A 23486-nucleotide genomic window follows, 5' to 3' on the forward strand; every position below is an offset into this window, starting at 1 on the left:
GGAGATGAAGAACCGGGAGATGAAGAACCGGGAGATGAAGAACCGGGAGATGAAGAGCCAGGAGATGAAGAACCTGTTGACGAACAACCAGAAGATGAAATAATAATTATAGAAGATGACGAAATTCCTCTAGGCGAGCCAGAAGTTGTTGAAGAAGTTATTGAGCCTGAAACAATTGAAGAGTCAATAGAAGAAATGATTTTGGAATCAGAAGAATTAGAGGAGGAAATAATTATTTTAGATGACCCTGTTCCACTAGGTGCTCCTGAGACTCTACCACAAACTGGAGAAGGTATTCCATATTTAGCATATATTTTCGGAAGCTTAGTTCTAGCACTAGGAATATTCTTAAAGAAATTTAGATAAACTTATAGTCCACATAAATATCTGGATAGAAATATCCAGATATTTTAAACCTAATTTTCATAAAGGAAGAGATCCAAGATGAAAAAATTATCTAATTTGATTATATTATTAGGCATTTTAATAATACTTTCTCCTTATATTATAAAAAAGTACGAGGATTATAGAAGTCAGCAGATTCTCAAAGCCTTAGAAATGGAAATGATAATTCTAGAAGAAGCAAACTATAGATTAGACGACTTTAACCAGGAGGCCATAGATTCTGACAGTATATATAACTCCCTAAGTACTCATGATAACAGTCCTACAGAAACAAGCACCGAAGTTCAAAGCAATGAAGCTAAGTCTCAAGATAAGGAGAAAACTATTATAAAAATTGAAAAGATAAATTTGAAATTGCCTGTTTTTTCAGGAGTCAATGATAAAAATTTAAAATATGGAGCTGCAAGCTTTAGAGGGGACATTGACCCAGGAAATATAGGAAACTATTCCTTAGCAGGCCATAGAAGCTATACCTATGGCAGAATGTTCAATAGATTAAATGAAATAGAAAAGGGAGATATTATAGAAATAATCCATAATAGCAAAAAATTCGTCTATAAAGTAATGGATACCTTCATAGTAAACCCCCAGGACACATGGGTATTAAATAATGAAGAGGACAAAAAATTAATAACCTTGGTAACCTGCCACCCTATTCGCATAGCTAATCAAAGGCTAATAGTAAAAGGTGAGTTGGTTGAGTAAGGGCAATAAAAAAGGAACTCCTTTATGGTCATAGTCCATTGGCAGGAGTTCCTTGCATTTCTCTGTTAATTTTTACTTAGCATATTCAGGTTTTTTATCCAGCTTGTGGATAGCCTCAACAAATCTAATAGTTCCAGTTTCCATTCTGGCTACCATAGAATGAGTTTTGGCTACATTATTTTGATGATATACTACTCCCTTCAATAGCTCTCCATCTGATATACCTGTAGCTGCAAAAAATACTTCATTTCCCTTTACTAAATCGTCCATTGTAAGTATTTTATTTATATCTCCTATTCCCATATCCATACATCTACGTCTTTCCTCATCGTTCATAGGATATAGCTTACCTTGAAACTCTCCACCCATGCATTTTAATGCAGCCGCTGCTATTACACCCTCTGGAGCTCCACCTATACCTAAGAGTATATCTACTCCAACATGCTCAAAGCAGGTTGCTATTGCTGCTGCAACGTCCCCATCTGTGAAAAGCTTTATTCTGGCACCTGCTTTTCTAACCTTCTCTATTAGTTCAGCATGTCTTGGTCTATCTATTATTGTTACGGTTAAATCTGATATATCCTTATTTAAAGCCTGTGCAACAGCTTTTAGATTTTCCTCTACAGGAGCATCTATATTGATTTTACCTGCTGCTTGTGGACCTACAGCTATTTTATCCATATACATGTCTGGTGCATGAAGTAGGCATCCTCTAGGTGCCATAGCCACTACTGATATAGCATTTGGTAAACCCTTTGCTACTGCAGTAGTTCCATCTACAGGATCTACTGCTACGTCTACCTTTAAGCTGTTATTTATACATCTTCCTAGCTGTTCTCCAATATATAGCATAGGTGCCTCGTCCATTTCTCCTTCACCTATGACTACTACACCATCAATATTTAGGGTATCAAACATTTTTCTCATGCCATCTACTGCGGCTTGATCTGCTGCATTTTTATCACCCCTACCTAAATATCTAGAGCAGGATAGTGCCGCAGCTTCCGTTACTCTCACTATGTTCAAAGCAAGATTTCTGTCCATATATGTTACCTCCTGAGCCTATTATTTATATAAATAGTATATTCCATTCTATATTTATTTGTCAAAGAGTATATCATAAATACTTATTATAAAAGGATATTAGCTAAATATTACTATGCCCTTTTCTCTACAGAGTATTAGCAATAGTCATTACTCTATCTTTTATTTTCTTAAACTCATTTGACAAGCTTCTATAATCTTGTGTTAGTAATGCTTTATCCTTTACTATAATCTTGCCGTCAACAATTACTGTAGAAACATTGCTTGAATTAGCTGAATATACCAAAACTGAATAATAGTCATAGATTGGCTGCATATTAATTGATTCTGTCTCTACTAGGACTAAATCTGCTTTCTTACCAATTTCTATTGAGCCTATTTTCTTATCTAGGTTTAAGGCTCTAGCTCCACCTATTGTAGCCATTTCTAATATCTGGTCCGCTGAAAAAATCGTTCTATCATTGTTCACTAGTTTGTGGATTTTTGCAACTAGTCCCATTTGGGTGAACATATCTAGTGTGTTGCCACTCATAGGACCATCGGTTCCCAAGCCAAGCTTTAAGCCCATATTATACATTTTATAAGCTGGAGCAACACCATGTGCTCCCTTAGCATTTGCGCCTATGTTGTGAGAAATACCTACTTCTCTCTTTTTTAATATTTCTAAGTCTTCATCATTAACCTTTATTAGATGTGCTCCCAGCATTCTACTATTTAATACACCTATACTATCTAAATATTGAACAGGAGTTAAGTTGTACTCATTCATATATTTTTCGCTTTCATAATCCATTTCGGCTATATGCATTATTATAGGCACATCTTTTTCTTCAGCAAGATAAAAGGCTTTCTGTAAATGCAAAGTATCACTACTATATGGTGCATGAGGAGCAACTGCTGGAATAATTAAATTATCATCCTTCCATTTATCAATAAACCAATTGCAGTATTCTAAGCCCTCATAGGGTTTTTTTGCATCAGGAGCTATAAAATCAACTATAGTCTCCCCAAGTATACCTCTTAAACCAATTTCTTTAGTTGATTTTGCAACTTCATCTTCAAAATAGTACATGTCTGCAAAGGTAGTTACTCCTGCTAAAGCCATCTCACAAATACCGTATTTTGACCCAAGAGCTACTATCTCTTTGTCTACAAGCATTTTTTCCAAAGGAAATAAATATCTCTTTAATCTATTGGGAACATCATCTCCTAAGCTTCTAAAGGCTATCATAGAACAATGTGTATGTGCATTTATAAATCCAGGTATTAATATGCCTTCTTTCCCATCTATAACTTCATGGTTAGGATAATTTTTTATTATACTTTCCTCTCCAATATCTATAATAATGTCATCATCAAAGACAACTACACCATTTTCTATTATGTCCTTGTTAGAATTCATAGTTAGTACGGTTACGTTTTTTATCAACATGTTTTTCTATCCTCCTTTGATTAGTTGTTAGTTGTTAGGACTGACAGGGTCGTCAGTCCCTAGGGTAGTTCTGAACATAGTGAATAATCTTTCTTTTTATTGAAATAAGCACCTAGAACAACCTAGGTGCTTACCTTAATATTAGTTTCCACTACTAATTTCTTTATTCCATCTATCAATCCATTCTTTATTTACACTATGGATATATTTCCAATCAGCTAGTATTAGTTTGTTAATAACATCTGCACCATAAGTCAATCCACTAGCTTCCTCTTCTGTCAGAACTACGTTTTTATTTGCTGGTGAGTCTACCTTATCAATAGCATTAGCTTTTTGAACTTCTTCGCTTAAAATCCAGTCTATAAACTTTTCTGCTAATTCTTTATTTTTAGTACCCTTAACTATATTGATTGTATTTACTATAGCGTAAGCGCCTTCTTTAGGATCTACCCATTTTGCTGTAGGAACAGCATCTTTAACTTGCCCAAAAGAAAAGTCTTGCCCAGCAACAGCAGATACTTCCCCTTGACTAAACATATTTACAACCTCAGATGATTTAGAATAGATTTTAACTAGGTTATTATCTAGGTCTTTAATTTTATTAAAAATAGCATCAATATCAGTCTTAACATCTAGATTTTCTATTTGTCCTACAATAAATGGCATAAAAGGACCAGCTGTTGTTGTAATATCAGGGATTATTACTTGCTTTGCTAAAGAACTGTCCCAAAGGTCTGCCCAAGATTCTATTGGCTTACTTACTTTAGCTTCATCATACATAATGCCATATCTTCCTACAGTATATGCAGGACCATACTCTTCACCAAATGGTGCCTTTGCAACATCATATAGGTTTTGGATGTTTGGTATATTGGAACGATCAATTTTTTCGAATAAGCCTTCTTCTATAGCTTGAATTGCAAATCCTTCTGCTAATTGAATAATATCTACATTACTGCTTCCTAGTCTTATTTTGTTAAGTCTATCAGCATTGTTACCTACTTCTAATACAATCTTTACATTGTTAGCTTTTTCAAATGGCTCATAAATGTTTTTTCTTAATAAGTCTTCATTAAATCCCCAAGTTGAAATAACTAATTCTGTAGGAGCACCTGTATTACCTGATTCGGTGTTGCTTCCTGTATTCTCTCCTGGGTTGTTACCACCCTTATTATCCCCTGCTGGTGAACATGCCACCATAAACATTGACAATACAAGAACTAAAACTAATAATAAGCTTATCTTCTTCATTTGAAATCCTCCTTTTTTTAATTACTTAACTAAAATAATTTTGTCCTTTGGAAAGTGTATGCTTACCCTTTCACCCACTTCAAAAATTTTTAGGGCTTCATGGTTTACAATAAAGTTTCCAAGCTCTGTTTCTATCTCATATTGATAATCTCTTCCTAAAAAAGTTCTCACCAATATTTGACCGTTTATCATATTGCTCTCTTTTTCTTCCTTTGAACTGCTTATCTTTAAATCGTCTGGCCTTATTGCACCTTTTGAAGGTTGGATATCTTTATATATATCTAAATTGTCCACAATAAAACTAGAGCCATTGTCTGCTTCTAACTCTAAAACATTTTCATTTTTAGAAACCATTTTTAAATCTATGAAGTTTTCAAACCCTACAAATCTAGCAACAAATTCACTAGTTGGATATTTATAAATTTTTGAAGGCTCATCCATTTGCTCAATAATGCCCTCATTCATAATAGCTACCTTATCTGAAATAGAAAAGCACTCTTCTTGGTCATGAGTTACATATACAGTTGTTATACCTAGTTCCTGTTGTATTTTTCTTATTTCTACTCTCATCTTAACTCTTAATTTTGCATCTAGGTTACTTAAAGGCTCATCTAGCAACAATAAGTCTGGCTTAATAACCAAAGCTCTTGCTAGGGCAACTCTCTGTCTTTGACCACCTGATAACTCTGCTGGAAACCTTTCCTCAAAGCCAAGCAAATCAACAGTTTTCAGTATTTCCATAACTCTCTTTTTGGTTTCAGCTTTGTCAACCTTTCGAAGACCTAATCCAAATGCTACATTATCAAACACATTTAAATGTGGAAATAGTGCATAGCTTTGAAAAACAAGTCCAAAATTCCTCTTATGAACAGGAATATTTGAATAATCTTTTCCATCAAATAAAAATCTTCCCTTTTGTGAATCTAAAAAGCCAGCAATTAACCTTAATGTAGTAGTCTTGCCACATCCACTAGGACCTAAAAGTGATACTAACTCACCTTTTTCCACATTTAAATCTAAATCTTTTAAAATTACATTATTGCCATATGCAACAGTTACTTTTTCTAAATTAATTAGTGACATTTGTTCACCTCCAAAAATCTATTTTGCAAAATATCTTAATCCTAAAGTTCTCTCTATAATAAACATTAGTATGGCAGTCATAAGCATAAGAACTACTGACAACGCCGCAATAGTGGGATCGAAGTTATACTCAACATGAATAAGCATTTGAATAGGTAAAGTGCTTACACCTGGTCCTGTTAAAAATACTGATACAGGCACATTATTAAATGAGTTAATAAAAGCAAGAATAAATGCTGCAATTACACCAGATCTAATATTAGGCAGTACAACTACAAAGAATGTTTTTATTTTATTAGCTCCTAAGCTCATAGAGGCTTCTTCTATTGAATAATCAAAGGTACTAAGACTAGAAGATATAACCCTTATAATATAAGGAATTATAATAATCACATGCCCAATCAATAAACTTGTATAAACATTTAATTTGCTGTAAATCACTAAATATTTTAACAAGGAAAAGCCAAGAACTATTCCAGGTATTAAAACTGGTGATAAAAATATGCTGTTGAAAAAATTCTTACCTTTAAAATTATACCTGCTTAATGCATAAGCAGCAGGTATACCCATTATAAGAGCTATAATCGTACCTATGACGGATAACTGCATACTGATTAAGAAGGTTTTTCTAAACATCTCTATTTTAAATATATTCATCATCCATTTTAATGAAAATCCTTTTGGAGGAAAGATTAAGGATTTGTCAGGACCAAAGGATGTAGCAATGATGATTGCTAAAGGTGCTAGTAAAAAGAAATACACTAGAAAAGCAAATATACTTAATCCTTTACTTTTTTTATTCACTGACATCACCCCCTAGAATTTAACTTTCTTGCAAAGGAATTAATAATTCCGCTGACTAAGATTGTCACAATAATCATTATAGTAGCCACAACTGCAGCAGTATCCCAGTCAAATAGTGTCATAGCATTTTGATATATAACCGTTGCAAGAACTCTTGACTTTGTACCACCTAGTAGCTGGGGAGTAGTATAAGCTGTTAAGCTTCCTGTAAATACTAGTACACTACCTACTATTAAGCCAGGTACACTTAGTGGAAAAATCACCTTCATAAATGCCTTAAACCTTGTAGCTCCCAAACTCTCTGCAGCCATTATTAAGTCCTTGTCTATATTTTCAAGTACACCTACTAAGGATAATATCATCAATGGCATAAATAAATATACAAATCCAACTACTATTGAAAATTCATTATATAGCAATGATAAAGGCTCCCTTATAAGACCTATCTTTATCAATAGATTGTTTACTATGCCATATTTCCCTAGTATAACCATCCAGCTAAATGACCTTACTACAGGACTTGTCAGCATAGGAAACACTGATAAAGCAATATATAAGCCTCTTTTATTTACATTAGTCTTGCTAATATAATAGGCCGTTGGAAATCCTAAAACTGCAGATATTACAGTTGATATCAATGCTAGCTTTAAAGTTCTTAGTAAAATAGTAATATAGTAATCATCCTTAAAGAACTCAATATATCTGCTTAGTGTGAAGCTTCCTTCACTAGCAAAGGAACCAGAAATCAGCATGACTAATGGAAGTATCGCAAAAACTAGTAAAAAAAGAAATCCTGGAGCTAGAAGCAAATAAAACGAATATTTCTTCACTTTAACCATCCTTTCCTTTAAGCTTTAACTCTCCGAGTATTTTATGTTTTAAAGCTATTTCTGTAATGTTATCCAATAATACTCTTTAAAAACATTTTCATAAATTTATCTCTATCTAATTCTAAAGCCACTCTAACATTAGGCTTTTTCCCATATCTATTATTAAAGTCACATATGCTCTGTCCATCAGACAATCTGCTAGAGTATTCCACATCTACAAAATAATCCTTCATCTCAACAATGCTCTCGTCCATGGCCACTGCTACAGCAAGAGGATCATGGAGTAAGCATCTTCTAACATCCTTGCCTATTGAAGCTCTATCTATATAATGATTAGTAATATTCTTAACAAAATTAGTTACATCTGAGTTGTTTACAATATTGTCTAGGTCTGATTCAAATAATGGAGCTTTTCTGGTCACATCCAGCCCTATTAATTTTATAGGCACTCCACTGTTCAATACTTCATAAGCACTTTCTGGGTCAGTATAGAAGTTAAATTCAGCAACAGGGCTTTCATTTCCACGTCCATCTACCACTCCCCCCATAATATAAAGCTCTTTTATTTTAGCTATTATCTCTGGAGCTTTTTTAAAGGCCATTGCTAGGTTTGTAAGAGGAGCTAGCATTATCATTGATATTTCACCAGGATGACTATTTATTTCATCTATTATAAAGTCTACCCCATGCTTTTCATTCTTTTTCTTTATATTTATATCCTTTAGTTCGCCAGCTAAACCATTTTCTCCATGTACTGACTCTTTAAAAATTATTTCTCTAGCTATGGGATAGCTACAGCCTTCATATACTTCTATATCATCACGCTTTAATAGCTTTAACACCTTAAGGGTATTCTCTGTAGCTAGTTCTACTGGAATATTGCCGCAAACCGTAGTAATCCCTTTTATATCAAATTTTCCACTGTTAATAGCAAGGATTAAAGCTAGTGCATCATCTATTCCCGTATCTACATCAATTATAACCTGCTTCATTTTATCACCTCTCCGCTATTTAAATATCTAAATTTATCAAGTTTCCCTAGGTGCTCATTCTTTCAACTAAACTATGATTCAATACTCTTAATAGTTTAGTTTCTCTTTTTTCAATCATATCTATTAATAAATTAACTGCTTCATGTCCCATATCATATATTGGCTGTTTTATAGTTGTTAAAGGAGGGTCCATATAGCAGCTAATAAATATGTCGTCAAGACCAATTACCTTTATATCCTCAGGAATACTAATATTTTTCCCCTTTAAGGCTCTCATGACTCCAATAGCAATTAAATCATTGCCACAGCAAATTCCATCTATTTTACCCTTTTCGAGTATCTTCAAGGCTCCCATATATCCAGTATCAATTGAATATTCTCCAAGATATACATTGTCTTCATTATATGGAATATTATTTTCTCCTAATGCTTTTTTGTAACCTTTCAAGCGTTCATGAGATAAGGTATTAACTGTTTTAGAGGAAATAAAGCCTATATTCCTGCAGCCCTTTTTATACAGGTGATTGACAGCATCATAAATACATTTTTCATTATCTATCTTTATTCTGCCAACAGGCTTTTCTGTTTGTATATCTCTATCAAGCAATACAACCGGTGCTATACAGTTCATTAAATTAGTATCGTTTTTGTTTTCTACAGCGGTAATAATAATTCCATCTACCATTTTAGCCTGCAATACCTGTAAATATTTTTTCTCCTTATCTGGATTATTATCCGTATTACAAAGTATAAGTGAATATCCAACCTTGTCAGCTGAATCTTCTACTCCCTTAGCTAGTTCACTAAAAAACAAATTCATTACATCAGGTATAATAAGTCCAATAGTTTTTGTATGCTTTATTTTAAGACTTTTAGCTATGGCATTGGGAACATATTTTTCCCTCTCTACAATTTCTAAGACTCTTTGTCTTGTAGCTTCGCTTATAGCTTGATCCTTTCCATTTAAAATCTTAGAAACAGTAGCCGTTGATACTCCTGCAAGTCTAGCTATTTTCAAAATACTCATAATGAACACTTTCCTTATTATTTTTTAGCATACTACTTTAGGTAATCGTTTAACTAATTATAGTATAACATTTTCATCTGTTTTATCAATATATAATTATAGTTATATTTTTATCATTTCTACTTTTTTATAACCTGCAATTCTTTATTTTTGGGCAAAAAAAAGAGAAACGCATCCCTTAAGGGCTTGATTTTCTCTTTTAAGATTACATTTATAAAATTGTTTAAAATTTACTTAGGTACACCTTCCCAATCCTTCAAAAATCTTTCAATGCCTAAATCTGTCATAGGATGTTTTACCATAGTTTGAAATACGTTGTAGGGTATTGTAGCTATGTGAGCTCCTGCCTTTGCAGAGTCGATAACATGCATTGGGTGTCTAATACTTGCTGATATGATTTCAGTACCTATTCCATGTAAATCGAAGATATCTACTATATCCTCTATAATATCTATGCCTTCATTGCTTATATCATCCATTCTTCCTACAAAAGGACTAACATATGTAGCACCAGCCCTTGCAGCAAGAAGTGCTTGACTTGCGGAAAAGATGAGAGTTACATTTGTTTTAATTCCTTTTTTATTTAGGATGCTTACTGCCTTTAGGCCATCTTTTGTCATTGGAATTTTAATAACTATATTTTTATGAATTTGAGCTAGCTCTAAAGCTTCCTCAACCATTCCATCTGCATTTAGGCTAATTACCTCTGCACTAATAGGACCGTCTACTATACTGACTATTTCATGTATAACCTCTTTAAAATCTCTACCTTCCTTGGCTATAAGTGATGGGTTTGTAGTAACTCCACAGATTACTCCCCAGTCGTTTATTTCTTTTATTTCTTCTATATTAGCTGTATCAATAAAAAGCTTCATTAATTCACCTCTTTTTAGTTGCTAGTTGTTAGTTGTTAGTTGTTAGTTGTTAGTTCTTAGTAATTGAACAGTAGTTAAACAGTAGTTAAACAGTAGTTAAACAGTAGTTAAACAGTAGTTAAACAGTAGTTAAACAGTAGTTGAACAGTAGTTAAACAGTAGTTAAACAGTAGTTAAACAGTAGTTAAACAATCGTTACACTATCGTTAAACTATCGTTACACTATCGTTAAACTACCGTTACACTATCGTTAAACTACCGCTACACTATCGTTAAACTATCGTTACACTATCGTTAATTACGCTCTTCCTGCTGAGCCAAACATGATCATTTTTTCAATAATTATATTTTTCATTGCTTCTCTAGCTGGGTCTAATAGCTTTCTAGGGTCATATTCATTAGGCTTGTTTCTTACAACTTCTTTTACAGCATTAGAAAATGCCATTCTAATATCTGTATCTATATTTATCTTATTAACTCCAAGGCTTACTGCTTTTTTAATGCTTTCCTCTGGTACTCCTGATGAACCATGAAGCACTAAAGGTATATTAAGCCTTTCCTTTAAAGCCTTCAATCTATCAAAGTCTAGCTTTGGTTCTCCTTTGTATAGACCATGAGCAGTTCCTATAGCTATAGCTAAGGAGTCTACTCCCGTTTCTCTAACAAATCTATCTGCTTCCTCTACATCTGTAAATGTAGCATCTCTATCTGCTACAGTTATATCATCTTCTGTACCGCCTATTTTACCTAACTCAGCCTCTACAGATACTCCTACAGCATGTGCTAGCTCTATAATTTTATTAGTTAATCTAATATTTTCATCTAGGGGATGCTTAGAGCCGTCTATCATCACTGATGTAAATCCATGTCTAATACATTGCATTATTTGAACAAAATCTGTTCCATGATCCAAGTGAATCACTACTGGAACCTTTGTGTTATATGCCGCTATTTGAGCCATTTTAGCTATATACTCTACTCCTGCATATTTTAATCCTCCCTGACTAGCCTGAAGAATAACTGGCGAATTTGTTTCCTCAGCAGCTTGGACTATTGCTTGGACTATTTCCATATTATTTACATTAAATGCACCTACTGCATATCCATTTTTATGAGCGTGCTGTAGCACTTCTTTGCCTGATACTAACATTTAATATTGCCTCCTTTAGATTATATGACGGGACTGGTGCAAAACCAGTCCTACTATTTGTTTATTTGTTTTTTGTATCTTTGCTTTGATTTATAGCATCTATACATTCAAAGCTGCTCTCATGAATTATTATTTCTTTCTTAGAAATAAGATTTTGATAATCCTCTTCATATTCTGCATATATTAGCTTTATCCCTTGGCAGCTCATACATTTAAGCTCTATTCTATCTGGGAATAGATTCATTTCAATGTTATTAGCACCACAGCTGCAGCCTAGAAGACCTTCAGTATCTAATTCTCTAATTCTTTCAAGAGATTGCATCATTATTTCAGAGTTAAGAAAATACTCTAGAAAGCCAAGCTCTTTATAAAGCTGCTCTGGATTCATTTCGTATTTTTCTATAAGCTCATCAATGTCTCCATTACTTACTATAAAGCATATATTTAATCCTGTTTCTATGCATCTAGTAATTATGTTACCCTTTAAAAGCTGTGTTAATGTATATTTAAACGTATGTTTATCCCTACATGCAAAACAATCTATGTCCACCCATAAAGACTTAAAATCCTTAGCCTTTATTATAGCATTATGCTGACCGCAAGAGCACATTATTTCTGTTTTTTTGTTTTTGAAAAGCTTAAACAAAGAAGTCTCATGAACCTTAAGAGTTCCACAAACACTGCATCTTACAGCAATAGCTATATTAGTGTTGATTAACATTTTCTCCACCCTCCTTACTATATTTTAATTCTCTATTCGAATAATAATTCCTTCTTTTTAAAAATTATTATGCAAATAAAATATTTTAGGCGGGGTGTTAGTTGTTAGTTAAAAAAAGATCCTCCGCTTCGCTCAGGATGACAGGGATGGTGTCTTTCTGAACGTCAGTGAAGAATCTTATATATTTTTTATTATTTTAAGCTTAGTATTTTTCTCGCTTCGTCTGGTGTGGCTACTTCTCTGCCAAGCTCCTTGGATATTCTTGCTATTCTTTCCACTAGCTCTGCATTAGACTTTGCAAGTACGCCTTTGCTGTAGTAAACATTATCTTCAAATCCAACTCTTACATGCCCTCCGAGAGTTATCGCAGCTACAGCAAGAGGAAGCTCAAATCTACCTATTCCCGCAACAGTCCAAGTGGAACCAGCTGGTATACTCTCAACTAAATATAAAAGGTCTCTAAGCTCACCAGTCATTGCGCCTGGAACTCCAAGTACAAAATCAAAATGTAGTGGCATATCTATTAGGCCTTTTTTAAGTAGCTTTAAGCCATTATTTATCATTCCTCTTTCAAATATTTCAAGCTCTGGCTTAACTCCAAGCTCCTTCATTTTTGCTGCAAATTTTTCCATGTATTCCTCACTGTTCATGAATACATCTGGACCAAAATTACAGGTTCCACAGCTAAGTGTTGCCATCTCAGGCTTTAAGTCTACAGGTTGAAGTCTTTCCTCAGGTGAATGCCATACTGCACCACCAGTAGAAGGCTGAAATATTATAGGACATTTAGCTTCAATTTTCTCCTTTATTTCTTTATATACTTCATAATCTTGCGTAGGATTTCCTTCACTGTCTCTAGCGTGAACGTGTACCATGGATGCTCCTGCCAGATAAGCCTCATATGCAGCATGTGCTATTTCATCTGGAGTTAAAGGTAAATTAGGCTGTTCTTTTCTAGTAACCTCTGCTCCTGTAAGAGCAGCAGTTATTATTAGCTTATCCATCCCTATTCCCCCTTATTTCTTTGTTTATTTTTAGGAACTACGCAGGTTCCTGCTGCTTTGCATACTACTATTGGCTCATCTAACACATCACATGCTGAGTCACTTATATCTGGTCTAGGTACTATTACCTTTCTAGCTTCAAATATCATTTTTCTAGAAGAATTTCCAGTTTCGATTATTTCTCCTACAGCTTCAATAAAATCTCCTGCATATACAGGTGCTTTAAACTCAACGCTTTCATAGGCTACAAATAGTCCTTCATCTCCATCCTGTCTTATCAAAAGTTCTGTTGCCACGTCTCCAAACAGCTGAAGCATCTTAGCTCCATCTACAAGATTGCCACCATAATGTGCATCCTGCATGCTCATTCTCACTCTAATCATTGACTTCATAATATATCCCTCCTGATAATTTCCCTCAAATACATTATACAAGAAATTAGTATAATTTAGCAATTTGTTAAGGAATTGTGAAGATTATTACAAAAAAAAGAAGTCCTTCATCAAGACTTGTTAGTTGTTAGTCGTTAGCTAAGAGCTAAGAGCTAACAACTAACATTGTTATGATTATCTACTAGCTAACTAATACTTTATAATTATTATTAATGAGTTCATTGACACTACTTATAATTTGTTCAACGTCAAAAGGCTTCATGATTATTTTTTCTGGATTATAACGCTTAATTTCTCCAAGCACGTCACAATCCTGATATCCTGTCATCATTATAGTATGAATATTACATTTAATCTGTCTAATTGCCTCTAATAGCTCCGTCCCCTTCATTTTTTGTAGCTTCATGTCTAATATGACTACTTGCGGGTCAAATACCCGCATATTCTCTATAGCCTCCTCTCCTGTTTCTACTGCCATCACGTCATAGTCACTCTTTAGAATTTCTTTTAATAATAGTCTGATTCCATACTGATCATCTACACACAACACCCTTGTTTTCATTAAAGTACCCCCCCAGATAGCTTTAATCATTTATATATATTCAACTATTGTAATTAAATCCCTGCAAAACATATGTTTTTTTACGAAAAACCTTTCGCCTGCATATGACAAATACTGATTGGATATAAGGCTATTAGCTATATTTCAGTTCTCTTTTCCAATTATCATTTTGCACAAAAAAAAATAGGACAAGGTGCCTATGCCCTTGCCCTTCTTTATACCTATTCAATAATTAATCTTCAATTTCTATTTCTACTATTATATCATTTACTATCTTAAATTCACCTTCATCTCCAACTCTTAAATCTCTTATCGTAGGATTTCTCATGTCGTCTATTTCTATCTTAACATCTTGATGGACTAAAAAAGTGTATATTTTACCAGTGTCTTCTTCTTTTATTTTTAGGGTAGTATCTTTATTGCCTTTTATTATTTCTGCTATGCTTCCTTCAATTTCTTTTTTTACATTCTTAGCTTCTACATACACTACTACACCATTTTCAAGCTCTACTTCAACATACATACCTACAGACAAATCTTTTATTTCTTTATTTTTTCCGTCTATTTTTACTTTTGCATCTGCAGCTAGGTCATATGTTTTTTTGTCTATGGTGATTTCATTATATCTTCTGTTTAATTCTATTTTTGTTATGTTTCCTTTAACCTTTTCAATTGGCTTTACATATTTTCTGTCAACCTCAATTTTAATAGCTCTATTTCTTTTGTCAACTACTACAGTCACTTCATCTCCATTTTTAATATCTTCAAAGCTACCTTTTCCGTCTGTAAAGCTTACTTCTACATCATCTACTACTTCAAAGCCTATTACCATAGTCTCCACCTGTATTGCAAGCTTATATGGCTTTGTTTTACTTACTTCTTTTACAACACCATAGTACCTAGTGATTATTTTGTCATCTTCTATTTTATCTACTACTTCAATAAACACTACCTTACCATCTAGGATTTCTATTATTACCTTTGAGCCTATTTTAATATCATCAATATCTATTCTTTTATTATTTTCATATACTCTTACTCTACTATCTAAATCAAAGCTTTCTACTTTGTCCTTTACTTTGATTAGAATTCTATCATTATATATTCTATTTACTTCTCCTGATACAGTTCCATCTTTTCCTATATCTACCTTATCATCTAATCTTGAGAAAAGAACTGCCATCTCTGCTCTAGTCATAGTTCCCATTGGATTAAATCTCTTTTGGTTGTCTCCTTGCATTAGTTCAAATTCATTTGCAAGGTACACATATCCTACTGAGCCCTGTGGTACTGCAAGAGCATCAACAAAAGGTAAATCCTTCTTCATATTCTTTTGAGCTTCCTTTTCATAGCCTAGTGCTCTTATAACATATTTTGCTACCTCATGTCTTAATGCAGGATCTGTAGGCTTAAAATACATCATATCCACATCATCAAGTATTCCTTTATCATATGCAAGTGTTACATAACCAGTAGCCCAGCTAGCTACTTTGTCTCCCTTATAATTCTTTGGAAGCTGAGTTATTTCCTTAGCTTCATCTTCCCATCCCATTACTCTTAGTGCCATAATAATAGCTTCAATCTTTGTAACAGAAGCTTGTGGAGCAAAGTTATCATCTCCTATACCAAATATAAGTCCCTTTTGGTATAGCTTTTCAATATATTTTTCAGCCCATTTATATGCATCTGTATCATTAAATATTTTTTTTGCTAATCCTGGGGGCACACTCCCGTTTCCCCAACCATTTGCATTAACAGATGTCATACCTATGCCAAGCACTAATACAAGTGCCAATGTAATTGATATTAGTTTTCTCATAGTATTTACCTCCTTATATTTGTTTGTAATATATATTCGGGAAGCTGGAGTATTATTTTAGGGTAGAAATATTACATTTGTATTACAAGAGTATAAGAAGAGTTTTGCACGCAAATAAAAGCAAGGACTTTATGTCCTTGCCTCTGTTAATCCACTATATTATTTTTTATATGGAACTATTATACTTATAGCTTCTATAAATGTATCATTATAGTTAGCTATTATGATTATTTCATCTCCTACATCTAAAGAGCTTTCACGTACTGTACTTCCATATAAGTTCATAAATGTAGTATCTGATGTGTAGAATATTGTTTTCTCTTCACTTGTATTATTGTAAACATCATAAAGCATTACTGTAATCATGCTATGTCTAGTAGTTATAGCCTTTATGTTGCCTATATATATATTGTTTCTTTGTCTAGTCAATGCATAAAGTGATGTTATTTCATCTCCTTCTGCAGTATATTCTATAAAGTAGCCTTCTCTTATATCGTATAGCTCTGCTCTTTCTTTATCTAGTCTTATAGTAGCACCTAATCCGATAAAGTAAGTTTCTTTTTCACCCTTATTATTTATAATTGTTATCTCTGGTTTTTTTGCATGTAATATAGATACTACAGAGCCTTCTCCTTCTTTCTTAACTATCTTAGCCTCTATATCAGTAATTACTCCATATTCGATATCTATAGTTACATTATCACCTTTTCTTAAATCTATAACTTTTGCTTTGCTTTTATTCCTATAAACTGAAACATATTTATCCATAGGATATTCAAATGTTTTTTCATCTTTGTCTTCAATAACTAAATAATAATCACTTGAAGCTAACTTAATGTCCTTAATTGTTCCTGTAAGCTTTAAATATCTGCTTTCAGCCTTTATTCTAGTTATCTTACTATTGATTACTTTAATCTCAGCATTATCTCCTTCTTTGATTTCTCTAAGAAAAGCTGATTTCCCATCTAAGGTTATATCCACATTAGAATCAATAGAGAAGGATTTTCTTGCAGTTGTTTTTGTGCTTTCATTAGTAGTATATTCTATAGTAAGCATTTGAGGACTTGTCTGAATAACCGACTTCACTATGCCTTTGTATTCCTCATTTATACCTTCTGCATATAAGGATACAACCTTATAATCCTCTGTAACCTTAGCTTCAAATTTTAATCCCTCAATAAGCTCAGTATATAAGATTTTATTGTTATCTAGTTTAACATCTGAATTGCTATTTACTATATATGTGCTTCTTTGACCTATTCTGTCCTCTATAGTTATGTATACTTCACTATTAGTTCTTAATATACTAGAAATAGTTCCTGTTATAGTTTGAGTTTTAACTGCAACTGTGTCACCAGGGAAAGGTCTATTTAATAAAAGATTCGCTACCATATAATCATAGCCTACGGATAGCATCTTTGCCATAACGTCTCTAGTCACAAGAGAACTAGGGTTGAATTTTCCTTGTTCGTCTCCATTAGGGTCAATTATACCCTTCTTTATCATCATATCTACATATCTAGTGTCTTCTGAACCTATGCTTTCTGCATCCTTAAATGAAAGCCTTACAATAGTAGTTTTTTTAGCTTCTTCTTCTAATCCCATAGCTTTAGTTAGATATCTAGTTATATCTACTTTTTGAGCAACTGCAGGTTGTCCATTTACATAAAAGCCTTTTACTTCATCTTGAGTTACTACCTTAGCAGCTAATGCTACTGCAACTCCATCTTGAGCCCATGTTGGAATATTATTTTGAGTTAAAAAAGCCTGATATTCTTGTTTGGCTTTTGCAGTTTTTGTTGCATCCATGCCCATCATTCTAGCTAGCATAATAGCAGCTTCTAATTTTGTAACATTGGCTTTAGGTCTAAAATTACCTTCATTATCTCCTAATATTAATCCAGCCTTGCTAACTTTATCTATGTACTCCTTCGCCCAATGGGTACTAGATACATCCTTAAAGGTCGCTGCATATGCTACAGTACCAGAAAATACGAAAACCAAAGCTAATATAAGAGAAAATCTTTTTAAGTGTCTTTTACTCATAGAAAACATTATATTAGTTGCCCCCTTTTCTAAATTAATATAGTAATATATTCTGTAAATAAGCTGTAACTCCTTCTCTTTTTGCTAAAATACTGTGTTAATCCTATGTTTTTTTGTTAAAGCTAGACGAAAACAGATAACGTATACGGGTTAGACGACTATAACCTTAATAAAGTTCCATATTTCGTGAAATATTTGATATATATTGTAGCACATATATATTATTAAAATATAATAATTAAGGCAATAGGTCGTCAGTATAAAATCCATCTACTCCATTTGCTTCAAGCTCTTGTCTAAGGTCTTCCCTATTTATAGTATGAGCATATACAAATATGTTTGCATTTTTAAGCTTATTTGGAAGCTCTGTTCTAGCTTTACTTATTGGCATAGTAATGGCAAATATTTCATGTCTATTGACAAAATCTATTAGCTCTTCATCAGTGTAGTTAGATGCATACAGAGTCAGAATAATGTTTGTATAGCCTAAGCCCTGTACTGGAATAAACTGATCTATTCCATATATTTGAGGAATGAATTGATGTATTAAATCAGGATATCTATCCCTTATAAGCTTAAGAGCTTCTACATTATCTCTTTTTATATCTGTAACAATATATACATCATCATGCTCATAAAGCCATTCTGCTAAATCTTCTAAAACCATCTGAGTAAGACCCTTAATCATTTTAAAGCCCTTAAATTCCTCCGTGCTGTACATTTTAGATTCTACAGAAAAAGCACTGTTAACATAGCTATCCCAATCATGAATAAGGGCTAGATTGCCATCAGTAGTCCATTCAAAATCTAGTTCAATAAATCTATATCCATTTTCATAGCTTTTATCTATTGCTTCCTTAGAATTAGTATAGGACAATTCCTCTATTCTAGCACCTGCATGAGAGATTAGTGCTTCGGGCAATACTCTTGTGTCCACTTTTTCTTCCTCGTTAGAAAGCCCTTCTCTTTCTTCAATAAACTTTTTAAGTAAATCATTCTTTAATATATGATTAGAATTATTTATTTCTTTAATTGCTCTTTCATAGTCTTCTCTGCATGCTTCAAGCTCAATAGGCTGTTTTGTGTTAGGATTCCAAGCTCTACTATTTTTAAATATTCCATCTCTAGACATTGAAAACACAACATCATCTTTAATATAGGAGCCTTTTAGCATATATGTCTGCTGTGCAACAAATCCTTCTGTAGCATTGACTAGGTCCTGACCTAGCATTACTCCTTTTTTATTTTCAAGACCTAATATATTCAATACTGTAGGTAAAAAATCCATTTGTCCTCCTGTAACAGATATTTTTTCATATACATTCGAACCTGGTACATGTATTATTAAGGGAATCTTCATCATTTCATCAAAATCGTAATCATACCCTAGATATTCTGTCATTAGCCTTTTGTTATCCTCATCCATAGAAGAAATAGCAAAGTGATCTCCATAAATATTTATCACTGTATCTTCATAAAGTCCTTCTCGCTTTAAGTCTTCTATGAACTCACCTATAGCAGCATCTGCATAATTTATAGATTGAATATAGTTGCCTAATAGAGTATTTTCATGGTTATCCATAAGCTGAATCTCCTTGTATTCATCAGGCATAGTAAAAGGGTGATGACTAGATAGGGTAACTAAAAATGCATAATAAGGCTCTTGTGTAGCCTTCATATAACTAATAGATTGTTTGAAAAATTCCCTATCATTTATCCCAAAGCCAATAACAGGCTCAGTTATACTATAATCATTCTGGCTATAAAACCTATCAAAGCCTTGATATGGATAAGCCTTATCTCGATTCCAAAAATCTGGCTTATATCCATGATAGGCAGCTGTAGTATAACCCCTATCCTTTAATATCCATGGAAGTCCATAATATGTGTTATTATAATACATTAAATAGGTCTGTCCATCCATAGCAGGATATAGAGAATTATGCGATACAAATTCTGAGTCTGATGTGTTCCCCCTACCTAATTGCTGATAATATCTATCAAAATATATGCTATCTTCATTTATAAGCTTATTTAAGTTTGGAGTAATTTCTTTACCATTATATTTTCTATTTATTACAAAGTTCTGAAGTCCTTCTACTTGAATAGTTATTACGTTTCTGTCCTTTCCTATCCCATAGTATTTTTTATCTTTATTGACTGTACTGCTACTAGCATTTTTCATAAAATCATCTATATTATCAACATAGCTTTCTCTAAAAAAAGTATTGTATATATCACTAATATGATAGGTGAAAAATTCCTGCCTTGATAAATTAATATCCTCATCAAGGCCATTTACAATAAGAACCGATGAAATAACCAGAACAAATGCTCCTGACACAATGGTAAATACTTTCCTTTTTTCAAGATTATATAGATTTTTAAATGGTGTAAGCTTGCGTGTATATAGATAGTAAAGTATTAAAGGCAAAATATCCATTACTAACAAGAAGTTTACAGGCTTTAAAACATAGTTTATACTTTCACCTATGGTTCCAAGTTGATTTACCTGCTTTAATACAACTACAGATGTAAGCTGATTAAAGTATGTAAAATATCCTGCATCTGCAAACATTATAAAGGATATTATTGAATAAATAATCAATAACGCAATGTCTCGCTTTTTATCCTTCAATATATACGATAAGGCAATAATAAAGATTATATAAATTAAGCTTACAAAGCTAAGCTTTAAACTTACGCTTCCATTTTGGATTAGATGATTATAGATAATTGCTTTAATAAAAAAAAGAAATGATAATACTGTAGTTTCGATTAATTGGATTTTGTATTTTTTTATTATGCTCATGACTTGCTTAATCCTCTCCATAGAAATATAATTATTTTTAATGTTACTGTTTCGAGCAATAACCTTGATGTCTTAAAGTTATTATAGCATATATACTATATTATGTGTTATATAACCATGCTCTAGGTTCAGTCTTTATTTCTTACTAAGAATATAATATAATATTTCTTGAGTCGAAATATATAATAGAAGGTGTAAAAATGACTGAAAGCTCTATATCTGTAAGTACAAACCTCAGTTATAACAAAAGAGTCAATATTATAAATGGTATATTGGCTACTATTGGGGCAAATTTAGTAAATCCTTATCTTTCAAAATTTGCTGAAAGGCTAGGTGCTACTGATTATCAAATAGCTTATCTTACATCATTACCTCATTTCATCAGTATATTAGCATTTATTCCAGGGGCAATACTAATCGAATCCCTTAGTAATAAACAAAAGACCATAGGCAGCACAATGCTATTACATAGAGTTTTCTTTTTATTTATAGCTTTTATACCTTTTTTGGATGTAAACCAGGCTAGCCTATTTGTACTTATGATAGGCTTAATGAACTTACCTGGTGCTATTGGGAATATGGGATATCAGGCTACTATGGGAGATGTGTTTTGTTCTAAAGAGCTGGGACAGGCAATGGGACTTAGAAATAGGTATTCTTCCATTATTGGAATATTTATAACCTTTTTATCAGGAAAGCTGCTAACTTCTATTCCAAATACAAATGAAGAAACTGTGAAGCTATACCAATTGTTTTTTATTGTAGCTTTTTTGGTATCTATAGCTGAAGTAATTTATTTCTTTAAATTCAAGAATGTCGTAGTTCAAAACAAAAGAGAATCTAAATACATAAACAGTTTAAAGCAAGTACTAAAGGAGATCCCTAAAAACAAGAAATTTCTTATGTTTACATTTGCCTCATTATTTTTCCACATTGGTTGGGTAGGTGCACAGCCTCTTTTCAATATATATACTATAAAAATACTTAAAGCTAATGAATCATGGCTTTCAGCAATATCTATTGCTAGTGGATTGTCTTCAATATTAACATATACCAAATGGCCAGTATTGGCAGAAAAAAAAGGCACTCATATTGCCTTAAGTATAGCTATTATAGGTATGGGCATAACTCCAATATTATATACTCTAAGTAAAAGCTTATTTATGCTATTATTATTTAATATTTTAATAGGAGTATCAGTAGCTGGTACAGTTCTACTGCTATTTAATATATTGCTAGAGATAATTCCAAGTGAAAATAAAACAGTTTATATAGCTATATATAATACTCTAATAGCTATTATATCTGGTATATCTCCTATTGTTGGAGTTAAGCTTATGAATATGACAAATATAACAATAGCTTTAATTGCAGTTGCTATTGTTAGGCTTACATCAAGCATGTTCTTTTATAGGATGAAATGAATAGGAAACCAAGTAAAAACCTGATATAATAACTATATCATAATAAATAAGGAGAGTGCCTATGAAAAAACTGACATTTTCAATTGTTATTACTCTTTTCTTAACTTTTATATTTACTAGCTATTCCCATGCAGCAAACTATGAACTTGCAATTTTATCAATTTTAGAAGAAAGATATGTTCAGCTAAAAGAAGAAAACCAAAGACAAAGAGAAGAGATATTAAAGCTCTATAATCAGCTTAGCCCTAAGGCAGCAGAAAAAATTCCTGTTCTTCTTTATCATCATCTGCTTAAAGAAGAAGAGATGAAGGCTTATGGATGGGAAAATAATGATAGTGTAATATCCGTTGAAGCTTTTTCTGAACAAATGAAGTACCTTTATGATAATGGTTATTATACGGCTACATTAGATGAGTTATGGGATTTTCTAAATGAAAACAAAACTCTGCCTGAGAAAACCGTTGTTATTACCTTTGACGACGGGTATTTGAGTAATGCTGTATATGCTTATCCCATAATGAAGGAATATGGCTTTAAAGGGGTTATATTTATGAGAGGTGGAGCAACTATATACCCACAGAAGCCTTTTGACCCTAAAGGTCTGCAGTCAATCTCTCTTGAAGAAAATTATAAATATGAAGATGTATTTGAGTACGGCTGTCATACTTATGATCTTCACCGAAAGGACATAAAAGATGTTGCTCTGTTAGTGAGTTCAAGTAAAGAGGAAATATTAGAAGACTTAAGTAAAAACAAGAAACTGTTTAATACCGATTACATAGCCTATCCCTTTGGCAAATATAATGACAGCACTCTTGAATATTTAAAAGAATTAGGATATAAAATGGGATTTACTATAAAGAGAGGATATGTATCTAAAAATAGCGACAAGCTACAGCTCCCTCGTTTCATAATAGACCCAACTATTAATATGGACAAGTTTAAGAAAATTTTACAATAAAATTGGACAAGGTGCATTTACCTTGTCCAATCCATTTTACATACCGCCACTTATTGTATTTTTACCTAATCCTATGCTGTATTTATAATCAAGCAATGCTAAGTTATATGCATGTGTTTGCTTGGAAAGATTCTTCTTTGTTGCCAT

The 23486-nt window shown here is 32.8% G+C and carries 21 protein-coding genes; 4 read left to right on the plus strand and 17 right to left on the minus strand.

Going from position 1 to position 23486, the window contains the following annotated elements; translation table 11 throughout:
- Positions 1-366, plus strand: a 366-nt coding sequence (locus BLV37_RS03100; protein ID WP_143031477.1) for an LPXTG cell wall anchor domain-containing protein, incomplete at its 5' end; no start/stop codon positions are given.
- Positions 367-444: 78 nt separating this feature from the next.
- Positions 445-1110: a class D sortase gene (locus BLV37_RS03105; protein ID WP_091727126.1), complete on the plus strand. Its 666-nt coding sequence runs from the start codon at positions 445-447 to the stop codon at positions 1108-1110.
- A 72-nt stretch (positions 1111-1182) separates the two neighbouring features.
- On the opposite strand, the gene glpX is transcribed toward BLV37_RS03105, so the two are convergent.
- The 17 genes from glpX to BLV37_RS03190 all read right to left on the minus strand — a co-directional run bounded on the left by glpX (position 1183) and on the right by BLV37_RS03190 (position 20954).
- Positions 1183-2154, minus strand: a complete 972-nt coding sequence (gene glpX / locus BLV37_RS03110; protein ID WP_091727129.1) for a class II fructose-bisphosphatase — start codon at positions 2152-2154, stop codon at positions 1183-1185.
- 127 nt (positions 2155-2281) lie between these two features.
- Positions 2282-3586 (minus strand): amidohydrolase, encoded by a 1305-nt coding sequence (locus BLV37_RS03115; RefSeq protein ID WP_091727130.1) that lies wholly within the window; start codon positions 3584-3586, stop codon positions 2282-2284.
- A gap of 141 nt (positions 3587-3727) precedes the next feature.
- Entirely contained in the window at positions 3728-4837 is a 1110-nt protein-coding gene (locus BLV37_RS03120; RefSeq protein WP_091727133.1) for an ABC transporter substrate-binding protein, read from the minus strand.
- A gap of 21 nt (positions 4838-4858) precedes the next feature.
- Complete coding sequence (locus BLV37_RS03125; protein WP_091727135.1) at positions 4859-5920, minus strand: ABC transporter ATP-binding protein; 1062 nt, start codon at positions 5918-5920, stop codon at positions 4859-4861.
- Between the two features lie 18 nt (positions 5921-5938).
- Positions 5939-6724: an ABC transporter permease gene (locus BLV37_RS03130; protein WP_091727138.1), complete on the minus strand. Its 786-nt coding sequence runs from the start codon at positions 6722-6724 to the stop codon at positions 5939-5941.
- Between the two features lie 5 nt (positions 6725-6729).
- The gene (locus BLV37_RS03135; protein ID WP_342026586.1) at positions 6730-7563 is read right to left on the minus strand and encodes an ABC transporter permease; all 834 of its coding nucleotides are present in this window, start codon (positions 7561-7563) and stop codon (positions 6730-6732) included.
- A gap of 59 nt (positions 7564-7622) precedes the next feature.
- Positions 7623-8546 (minus strand): nucleoside hydrolase, encoded by a 924-nt coding sequence (locus tag BLV37_RS03140; RefSeq protein WP_091727142.1) that lies wholly within the window; start codon positions 8544-8546, stop codon positions 7623-7625.
- 46 nt (positions 8547-8592) lie between these two features.
- Positions 8593-9573, minus strand: a complete 981-nt coding sequence (locus BLV37_RS03145) for a LacI family DNA-binding transcriptional regulator (RefSeq protein ID WP_091727145.1) — start codon at positions 9571-9573, stop codon at positions 8593-8595.
- Positions 9574-9803: 230 nt separating this feature from the next.
- Positions 9804-10448: a fructose-6-phosphate aldolase gene (gene fsa / locus BLV37_RS03150; RefSeq protein WP_091727148.1), complete on the minus strand. Its 645-nt coding sequence runs from the start codon at positions 10446-10448 to the stop codon at positions 9804-9806.
- Between the two features lie 298 nt (positions 10449-10746).
- Positions 10747-11598: a class II fructose-1,6-bisphosphate aldolase gene (locus tag BLV37_RS03155; protein WP_091727167.1), complete on the minus strand. Its 852-nt coding sequence runs from the start codon at positions 11596-11598 to the stop codon at positions 10747-10749.
- Between the two features lie 61 nt (positions 11599-11659).
- Complete coding sequence (locus tag BLV37_RS03160) at positions 11660-12319, minus strand: hypothetical protein (protein WP_091727168.1); 660 nt, start codon at positions 12317-12319, stop codon at positions 11660-11662.
- Between the two features lie 191 nt (positions 12320-12510).
- Positions 12511-13323, minus strand: coding sequence for a 3-keto-5-aminohexanoate cleavage enzyme (gene kce / locus BLV37_RS03165; RefSeq protein ID WP_091727171.1), 813 nt, complete (start codon positions 13321-13323; stop codon positions 12511-12513).
- Positions 13324-13325: 2 nt separating this feature from the next.
- Positions 13326-13715 (minus strand): 3-aminobutyryl-CoA ammonia lyase, encoded by a 390-nt coding sequence (kal, locus tag BLV37_RS03170; RefSeq protein WP_091727173.1) that lies wholly within the window; start codon positions 13713-13715, stop codon positions 13326-13328.
- Positions 13716-13896: 181 nt separating this feature from the next.
- Positions 13897-14277 carry a response regulator gene (locus tag BLV37_RS03175; protein WP_176967842.1) on the minus strand — a complete coding sequence of 127 codons (381 nt, stop codon included), beginning with the start codon at positions 14275-14277 and terminating at the stop codon, positions 13897-13899.
- A 232-nt stretch (positions 14278-14509) separates the two neighbouring features.
- Positions 14510-16096 (minus strand): S-layer homology domain-containing protein, encoded by a 1587-nt coding sequence (locus tag BLV37_RS03180; protein WP_091727178.1) that lies wholly within the window; start codon positions 16094-16096, stop codon positions 14510-14512.
- Between the two features lie 159 nt (positions 16097-16255).
- Positions 16256-18142 (minus strand): S-layer homology domain-containing protein, encoded by a 1887-nt coding sequence (locus BLV37_RS03185; protein WP_176967843.1) that lies wholly within the window; start codon positions 18140-18142, stop codon positions 16256-16258.
- Between the two features lie 238 nt (positions 18143-18380).
- Positions 18381-20954, minus strand: coding sequence for a sulfatase-like hydrolase/transferase (locus tag BLV37_RS03190; protein WP_176967844.1), 2574 nt, complete (start codon positions 20952-20954; stop codon positions 18381-18383).
- Positions 20955-21154: 200 nt separating this feature from the next.
- Between BLV37_RS03190 and BLV37_RS03195 the strand changes: the two genes are divergently transcribed.
- On the plus strand, positions 21155-22378 hold the full coding sequence (locus BLV37_RS03195; RefSeq protein WP_091727186.1) for an MFS transporter: 1224 nt from the start codon (positions 21155-21157) through the stop codon (positions 22376-22378).
- A 61-nt stretch (positions 22379-22439) separates the two neighbouring features.
- Positions 22440-23339: a polysaccharide deacetylase family protein gene (locus BLV37_RS03200; RefSeq protein WP_091727187.1), complete on the plus strand. Its 900-nt coding sequence runs from the start codon at positions 22440-22442 to the stop codon at positions 23337-23339.
- The last annotated feature ends 147 nt before the right edge of the window (positions 23340-23486 follow it).

Origin of the sequence: Proteiniborus ethanoligenes, assembly GCF_900107485.1 — a bacterium.
GTDB classification, from domain to species: Bacteria; Bacillota; Clostridia; order Tissierellales; family Proteiniboraceae; genus Proteiniborus; species Proteiniborus ethanoligenes.

Bases quoted from the DNA above. Each gene is read 5' to 3' on its own strand.
- BLV37_RS03105 (WP_091727126.1), top strand. From the start codon at position 445: ATGAAAAAATTATCTAATTTGATTATATTATTAGGCATTTTAATAATA.
- glpX (WP_091727129.1), bottom strand. From the start codon at position 2,154: ATGGACAGAAATCTTGCTTTGAACATAGTGAGAGTAACGGAAGCTGCG.
- BLV37_RS03115 (WP_091727130.1), bottom strand. From the start codon at position 3,586: ATGTTGATAAAAAACGTAACCGTACTAACTATGAATTCTAACAAGGAC.
- BLV37_RS03120 (WP_091727133.1), bottom strand. From the start codon at position 4,837: ATGAAGAAGATAAGCTTATTATTAGTTTTAGTTCTTGTATTGTCAATG.
- BLV37_RS03125 (WP_091727135.1), bottom strand. From the start codon at position 5,920: ATGTCACTAATTAATTTAGAAAAAGTAACTGTTGCATATGGCAATAAT.
- BLV37_RS03135 (WP_342026586.1), bottom strand. From the start codon at position 7,563: ATGGTTAAAGTGAAGAAATATTCGTTTTATTTGCTTCTAGCTCCAGGA.
- BLV37_RS03140 (WP_091727142.1), bottom strand. From the start codon at position 8,546: ATGAAGCAGGTTATAATTGATGTAGATACGGGAATAGATGATGCACTA.
- BLV37_RS03145 (WP_091727145.1), bottom strand. From the start codon at position 9,573: ATGAGTATTTTGAAAATAGCTAGACTTGCAGGAGTATCAACGGCTACT.
- fsa (WP_091727148.1), bottom strand. From the start codon at position 10,448: ATGAAGCTTTTTATTGATACAGCTAATATAGAAGAAATAAAAGAAATA.
- BLV37_RS03155 (WP_091727167.1), bottom strand. From the start codon at position 11,598: ATGTTAGTATCAGGCAAAGAAGTGCTACAGCACGCTCATAAAAATGGA.
- BLV37_RS03160 (WP_091727168.1), bottom strand. From the start codon at position 12,319: ATGTTAATCAACACTAATATAGCTATTGCTGTAAGATGCAGTGTTTGT.
- kce (WP_091727171.1), bottom strand. From the start codon at position 13,323: ATGGATAAGCTAATAATAACTGCTGCTCTTACAGGAGCAGAGGTTACT.
- kal (WP_091727173.1), bottom strand. From the start codon at position 13,715: ATGAAGTCAATGATTAGAGTGAGAATGAGCATGCAGGATGCACATTAT.
- BLV37_RS03175 (WP_176967842.1), bottom strand. From the start codon at position 14,277: ATGAAAACAAGGGTGTTGTGTGTAGATGATCAGTATGGAATCAGACTA.
- BLV37_RS03180 (WP_091727178.1), bottom strand. From the start codon at position 16,096: ATGAGAAAACTAATATCAATTACATTGGCACTTGTATTAGTGCTTGGC.
- BLV37_RS03185 (WP_176967843.1), bottom strand. From the start codon at position 18,142: ATGAGTAAAAGACACTTAAAAAGATTTTCTCTTATATTAGCTTTGGTT.
- BLV37_RS03190 (WP_176967844.1), bottom strand. From the start codon at position 20,954: ATGAGCATAATAAAAAAATACAAAATCCAATTAATCGAAACTACAGTA.
- BLV37_RS03195 (WP_091727186.1), top strand. From the start codon at position 21,155: ATGACTGAAAGCTCTATATCTGTAAGTACAAACCTCAGTTATAACAAA.
- BLV37_RS03200 (WP_091727187.1), top strand. From the start codon at position 22,440: ATGAAAAAACTGACATTTTCAATTGTTATTACTCTTTTCTTAACTTTT.